The following is a 6,670-nucleotide window of genomic DNA, read 5'->3' on the forward strand; positions in this document are numbered from 1 at the left end:
CTCTACAAAGTCACAAAATGAAGGTGACGAAAGTCATATCATTGGCTCCGGCTGTATACAGCCGGTTTTTGGCGGATTATGCTATAATGAAACGATATAAATTAAAATGAAAAAACGCCTTAGGACGATAAAAGCCTAATGCGCTGCGGGAGCTAATCCGATATGAACGTACCGTTTCACTGGTTTCGAGGCCTATTAATTGCTGGACCCGCAGTCATCAGCGTATTCTCGATTTCAGCTGCAAGCTATGCCTTTTATACGATCGGCGTACTGATAGCTTTGTCCCTCATTAAACTAGGTTCGCTCTTTCCGAAATACACGGCGTTGATTTTGTTGATAGAGCTGCTTGGCTTCGGATCGTTCGCCTATCATTTTGGCGGCGTCTTGTTTCTGCTCCCCTTCTCTACTTTAATAGCAGCCTTAAGCACGAAGCCCTCAGCTGGCATGGCCGCATTATGGACCCTGGCTGGAGGGGCATGCCTCTGGATCGCCATGCACGAACAAGCGCCGGGCATGATGGCTGCTATGCTGCTGCTGTGGCTGACGATTGCGGCGGTGCTGCAGGCTGCCCAGCAGGTAGAGGGCAAGCGCAGCCAAGTGGAGACGCTGTATGCAGCACTTGCGCAAAGCCATGAGGAGCTGGAAGCCGCAAGGCGCCGCATGCAGAGCTACGCCTCGCAGATTGAGCAGTACGCGCAGACTGAAGAGCGCAATCGCATTGCGCGGGACATTCATGACGATCTCGGGCATCGCTTGATTCGGGTGAAAATGATGTCCGAGGCCGCGCTGCATCTGTTCCAGGCAGACCCTGCCCGCGCGCAGGCGACGGTCGGGCAAATTCGCGACCAGCTGCAGGACAGCATGGAGCGGATGCGCCAAACGGTGCGCAGGCTCGCGGTGCCTAGCGAAGGAGACTCCAGGCAATATGCGCTGGACCGACTCGTTACAGATTCCGGCGAAGCGCTCGGCATCGCAGTCGCCTTTGAGGTGCAGGGAAATCCGCGCCCCCTCTATCCAAGCATGGAATTTATTTTGTTCAAAAATGCGCAGGAAGCCATTACGAATGCGGTTCGCCATGGCGGCGCTACAAGGGTAAAGGTAACGCTGCTTTTTCAGCCGCACACCGTAGCCCTAACGATAGCCAACAATGGGGCTGTGCCCGAAGGGGCCATAACAGCAGGGCTTGGCATGCGCGGCATGCGGGAGCGCATTTCATTAATCGGCGGAAAGCTGTCCTGGCAGTCGGAGGTTGGCTTCAGCGTGACGACTGAGCTCCCGCTGCTAGGCGGCAGTGCTGCTAATGATGCAGGCGAGCGACAAGCATTTGTGAAAGGATAGGAGGAAGCCGCTGCCATGATTACGGTATTGATTGTAGATGACGACCCGTTCATTCGGGAAAGCATGCAGGTTATTTTGCAGCTTGACCCGGAGCTCCACGTTGCGGGGGTATGCGCCGACGGCAAGGCGGCCGCTGAATTCGTGCAATCAACGAAGGTTGACGTCGTGCTGATGGATATTCGCATGCCTGGCTGTGATGGCGTCGAAGGCACACGGCTCATTCGGGCACAGGAGCAGCCTCCTGCCGTCCTCATCCTGACCACCTTCGATGATGACGATTATATTGTGCAGGCGATCCGCTGCGGCGCTGGCGGCTATTTGCTGAAGAACGTACCGCCAAGCCGCATTATTAACGGCATTAAAACCGTACATGAAGGCTCGCTGCTCATTCATCCCGATATCGCCCGCAAGCTGGCGGGCATGATTACGATGCCAGAAACAGAAGAAGCTGCAATAACTGAGCTTTCTTCAGAAGAGCAGACCAGCAGCGAGCTTGCGGCACGTTACAGCTTGACGCAGGCCGAGCAGCAAATTATTCGACTCGTGGCCGAGGGGCAATCCAATAAGGAAATTGCCGCATCGCTTTTTTTAAGTGAAGGCACGATCAAAAACTATATTTCCGATATGCTTCACAAGCTGGGGCTGCGGGATCGCACGCAAATGGCGATTTTTTATTTGAAATTATCATTCATTCCAAGCAAGGAGAGATAACCATATGACCATAAATACAATGGCAAACAACACGACCGAATTTACAGGATTTACACAAGAGGACTTCGATGTGTTTCAGCTTCAGGGATTAGCGGAGCGCATGGCGGGAATCCAGGAAAAAATCCAGCCTAAGTTCCACGCCATTGGCGAGCGCTTGCGCACCGAGCTTTCCATGCAGGCAGGCGACGAAATGTTTCTGCATGTAGCAAAGCATGCCCGCCGTTCCGTAAATCCGCCTAAGGATACTTGGCTCGCCATTTGCAATAATAAGCGCGGATATAAGGCGCATCCGCATTTTCAACTGGGCCTTTTTGACGATCATCTATTTATATGGTTTGCGCTCATTTACGAGACGCCGAATAAATCCCGCATCGCTTCCGCTTACTTGAATCAGCTTGATGAGGTAATCGCGCAGGTTCCTTCCTCTTATGTCATTTCGCTTGATCATACGAAAAAGGAATCCGCTGCCGTCAGCGAAATGTCGGATGAGCAATGGAAGCATGCCCTCGTCCGCTTCCGCGACGTGAAGAAGTCAGAGCTGCTCATCGGTCAGCATATTGCGGCTGACGACCCGATTTTGCGTGATGGCGAAGCGCTTGTGAAGCTTGCTTCCTCAACCTATGAATCGCTGCTGCCGCTGTATCGCCGCTCGCTCGTGCAGGAATAAGACGCATAAAAGTATCGCACATGCTAAAAGCCGCTGCCCTTGTCTATTGCAAGGTGCAGCGGTTTTTTGTTGATCAGCAAATATTTCGGACATGGGAGTTGATGGCCTGAAAAGTAAGTGTTAGCCTATCGCTGATCATTTCGATAGCTTGCTTTTCAGCAGCCTTGCCGAGTAGTATGCAGCTACTCCAAGCAGCATGACAGGCAATACCTGCAGCCACGCCCAAATAGGAGTGTTGTCCACCCAGCCAACGGTTACGTTTTTCTGCAAGTAGTCTACAGATGCATATTGTTCCATGATGTCGGGGACGTAATGTTTTGTCATATATATGCCTCCGAGTATTTGCACACCATAAAAAACAATGACAAAGGCAGCTCCCGTAAGCAATGCGCGAAAAATCGGTTTCTTCATTACCTTCTCCTCTCCTTGTAATCATATCCTCATATTACCATATATTTATTTTTAAAAAATAAAACTCTGTCCCTTTATCCTCAAAAAAAAGCAGCTCTAAGTATTCATTGCGGATGCCCAAAACGACCGAGACAAGCCTTTCCACTCCATCGCGTTTATAGTACTATCACTATATAAGGGAGGAGAGTTAATTTATGGTGAAACAACTGATCATCGGAGACGCCATGCATGAGCTGGCCAATACACGCTGAATACTGGAGCGCTTGCCCGAGGAGCATATGGCGTGGAAACCGCACGAGAAATCGATGACACTCGGAGGGCTCGTCACGCACCTGGTCAACCTGCTGAACTGGCAATTAGCTATGCGGGCGATCGCGCTCCGCACCTTTGGACTCAGCCATATGGTTCACCACCGGGCTCAGCTTGGGGTTTATTACCGCCTTCTCGATATTCCGGTGCCTGGCCTCTACGGTACTTCAGCCGACGAAGAAGGCAAATAAATGAAGCTGCACCGAACAGTCGCGGGGCATCGGCATGATCGCCTGTACTCTGCGACTATTTTATTCGGGACGATTTTCGGGCTAATCGTTTTTTTGTCACATATGAGTGCCCCTTTTTCTCCCGCCAGACCGCCCAGATATAGAGATTCCCCATTTCTTCTGCCCCCAGAAAAGAAAATAGAGCTGCCCGAAGGCAGCCCCAAAGAAAGTGATGATATTTGAAACACACAAGAAATATTAAGCTTGCGCTACAGCTTTCTTTTTATCCAATTGACGGAATTGCGCGAGCAGCAGCAGCGCTGCCAGACACAGAATGCCTCCGGATACATAAGGAAGCCTCAAATCCAGTGTAAACAGGAACGTTCCCGCCAGCGGCCCAGCAATACGCCCCAAGCTGTCCATCGACGAGCTTAGGCCAGAGGCAACGCCCTGCCCAACTGTCGTCTTCTGAGTAATTAATGACGTTACACAAGGGCGAATGAGCGCATTGCCGATGCCGAACACGGCCAAGGAAAGGGTTGCCCACCAAAGCGAATGCGCAGCGAGCAGCATGAAAAAGCCGATGCTCGATATAACTAGCCCGATGGCAATGTATTTGCCCTCTTCGCCAGCTTTGATCCTTCTGCGCACGACACCACCTTGAATTAAAGCCCCGACAAAGCCGCAGACGAAAAATAAAATCCCAACCTGCAGCGGCGTTACATCAAAGCGCCTCATGCCGAAAAACTGCAAGGTCGCTTCTAATCCCGCCAGTGTAAAGGTAACGAAAAACGCAAGTATGTACAAATATTTAAGCGGCCCGGTAAATGCTTTCCAGCGCGACTCTCGGCGGCTCGCCCCGCTGCGGCGCTGCTCCGGTGTCAGCGATTCCTTGAGCTTGGCCCATGCAAGAATGAAAGTAATCAGCGCAAGGATGGAAGCTGCATAAAACGGCATCTCCAGCGACACGAGGCTCAGCAGACCGCCAAATCCCGGCCCAATCGTAAAACCGAGGCCGATTGACATGCCAACCAGTCCCATGCCCTTGGTGCGCTCCTCGGGCGTTGTAATATCCGCTACGTAAGCAACAATAACCGAAGTCACTGCACCGGAAAATAACCCTCCCAGCACACGGGACAAATACATCAGCGTCAAATTGCCCGACGACAAGCCGAATAATACAAAGCTTAAAGCGAAGCCAAGTACGCCAATGAGAATGATAGGCCGTCTGCCGATTCGGTCAGACAAGCTTCCCCAAACTGGCGACAGCACAAACGATACGGCCGAATACACCGCGAGCATCAAACCCGTATGCGCCTCAGCGCCAAGCGGATCTGCTGCTTTAATAATTTCGGGCATGACCGGGATAATAATCCCGAAGCCAATAAATGTTGTCATTAAGGTAGCCATTACAATTAACAAGCGTCTGTCCATTAAGCTCATCCCCTCCACACGTTATGTTATCATAACTGGCTGTTTTCTGGTAATGAACAAATGGAGAACAAATAGGACGAGCAGCATTGCACCGCTTACTAAAAATGGTGCCTGATGCCCGAATGTATCCCACAGCTTGCCGGACAAAATCGTGCCCAGCACCATGCCGGAGCCTTCGATCGTCAGGAAAAAGCCCCATACTGCACCTCGCTCTTCTTTCGGAATCGCTTGAGCAATTAAAGCATTCCATGCCGGGATGATGCAGGCATAGCCAAGTCCTACAATCGCCACAATAACCAGCACCAGCGGCAGTGAACGAGTCATGCCTAGCAGCGGCAGCGAGATCGCGGCGAGGAGAAAGCCGACATGCAAAAACCATTTTGTCCCGAGCCGGTCGACAAACTTCCCGACTGGGATTAGCCCCAGCACTGTAATGGCGCCGCCCGCGATAAGAAACCAGCTGTACTGGGCAGGCGTCAGATGGAGCACTGAACGCGCGAACAGCGTTAAGATCGGCGTCAACAGCCCCAGCGAGAAGTTCTGCACAAACATTGCCGGATAAAGCAGCTTGCTGGCATGAAGCGACTTGCCCACCTTGGCAAAATAACGGCTGGCCCGAACTTTGAGCGGCTCTCTTGCAGCATCACTTGTGTTCGCTGCATGCGAATCCGTCTGCGCCGCAGCCTCTTCCGCTGCGCCTGAACGCTGCTTCATGCGCCCGCGACCGGGCAGAAACATCGTCGTCAGGACAACGACGATCATGCCGCCAATAATGAGGCGGAACGCTGCCGTATACGAGCTGGACAGCAGAAAATTAATCGCAATCGGCCCCGCGCCCACGCCAACCAGCCAAGCGACATAGACGACACTCATCGCCCGGCCGCTCGCTTCCTCTCCAGCCTCCTCTGTTGCTCCTGTAATGACGCAAGGCCATAGCGGGGACGACCCGATGCCAAGCAGCAGGCAAGCAACTACAATCCAGCTCGTATGATGCACGAAAGCGACAAGCAAAACAGAGGTGAACGTCAGCACAATACCCGCAAGCATTACGGAGCGGTAGCCCAAACGGTCAATAAGCCAGCCAATCGGGCTGCGGAACAAATTATCGCCAATATATTGCAGCGCCAGCGCCCAGCCAATCGCATAGGCAGATAAACCCAGCACCGTACCCATGTACACTGGCAAAATGGAGATGAGCAGCGCGCCCTTTACAAATTCAATAATAAACATAATAATCAGCAGCTGAATAATAAAAGGAGAGCGCCAAATAACGACGCCGGATGGCTTTATGCCCCTATGTTCTTTCATTAAATATCGAGCCTCCGTTTCTGCTGCAAGCAAGCGATCCAGGTGAAACGGCTCGCGCTGTCCTTTGGCAGCGCGGCGCGTTTCATTCCGAGAAATATAGAGAAAGGATTGCGCAATGCTATACTTTCCTATATTTCAAGCGCAAACGGCTGTCGCCGTCCTTTGGCGGCAAAGCACCGTTTCGCGTAGAAATATAGAGAAAGTACCGCGTAATGCTATACTTTCCTATATTTCAAGCGCAAACGGCTGTCGCCGTCCTTTGGCGGCAAAGCACCGTTTCGCGTAGAAATATAGAGAAAGTACCGCGCAATGCTATACTTTC

General features: G+C 52.0%; 7 protein-coding genes. 4 read left to right on the plus strand and 3 right to left on the minus strand.

Features of this window, described 5'->3' with window-relative positions; genetic code table 11:
* Positions 1 to 162: 162 nt before the first annotated feature.
* The 3 genes from AC50X8_RS31710 to AC50X8_RS31720 are packed head-to-tail and all read left to right on the plus strand — an operon-like array spanning position 163 to position 2,716.
* Entirely contained in the window at positions 163 to 1,338 is a 1,176-nt protein-coding gene (locus AC50X8_RS31710) for a sensor histidine kinase (RefSeq protein WP_494883594.1), read from the plus strand.
* A gap of 15 nt (positions 1,339 to 1,353) precedes the next feature.
* Entirely contained in the window at positions 1,354 to 2,049 is a 696-nt protein-coding gene (locus AC50X8_RS31715; RefSeq protein ID WP_056038749.1) for a response regulator transcription factor, read from the plus strand.
* Between the two features lie 4 nt (positions 2,050 to 2,053).
* Positions 2,054 to 2,716: a DUF1054 domain-containing protein gene (locus AC50X8_RS31720; protein ID WP_494883596.1), complete on the plus strand. Its 663-nt coding sequence runs from the start codon at positions 2,054 to 2,056 to the stop codon at positions 2,714 to 2,716.
* A gap of 135 nt (positions 2,717 to 2,851) precedes the next feature.
* Here AC50X8_RS31720 and AC50X8_RS31725 read toward each other — a convergent pair whose 3' ends face one another.
* Complete coding sequence (locus tag AC50X8_RS31725) at positions 2,852 to 3,127, minus strand: hypothetical protein (RefSeq protein ID WP_494883597.1); 276 nt, start codon at positions 3,125 to 3,127, stop codon at positions 2,852 to 2,854.
* A gap of 251 nt (positions 3,128 to 3,378) precedes the next feature.
* On the opposite strand from AC50X8_RS31725, the gene AC50X8_RS31730 reads away from it, so the two are divergent.
* The gene (locus AC50X8_RS31730) at positions 3,379 to 3,627 is read left to right on the plus strand and encodes a hypothetical protein (RefSeq protein ID WP_494883599.1); all 249 of its coding nucleotides are present in this window, start codon (positions 3,379 to 3,381) and stop codon (positions 3,625 to 3,627) included.
* 237 nt (positions 3,628 to 3,864) lie between these two features.
* Here AC50X8_RS31730 and AC50X8_RS31735 read toward each other — a convergent pair whose 3' ends face one another.
* Positions 3,865 to 5,040 (minus strand): MFS transporter, encoded by a 1,176-nt coding sequence (locus tag AC50X8_RS31735; RefSeq protein WP_056038762.1) that lies wholly within the window; start codon positions 5,038 to 5,040, stop codon positions 3,865 to 3,867.
* A 21-nt stretch (positions 5,041 to 5,061) separates the two neighbouring features.
* A complete protein-coding gene (locus tag AC50X8_RS31740) occupies positions 5,062 to 6,348 on the minus strand; it encodes an MFS transporter (RefSeq protein WP_056038766.1) in 1,287 nt (428 codons plus the stop codon).
* Positions 6,349 to 6,670 lie beyond the last annotated feature (322 nt).

It is taken from the genome of Paenibacillus sp. JT22N15, from assembly GCF_059383755.1.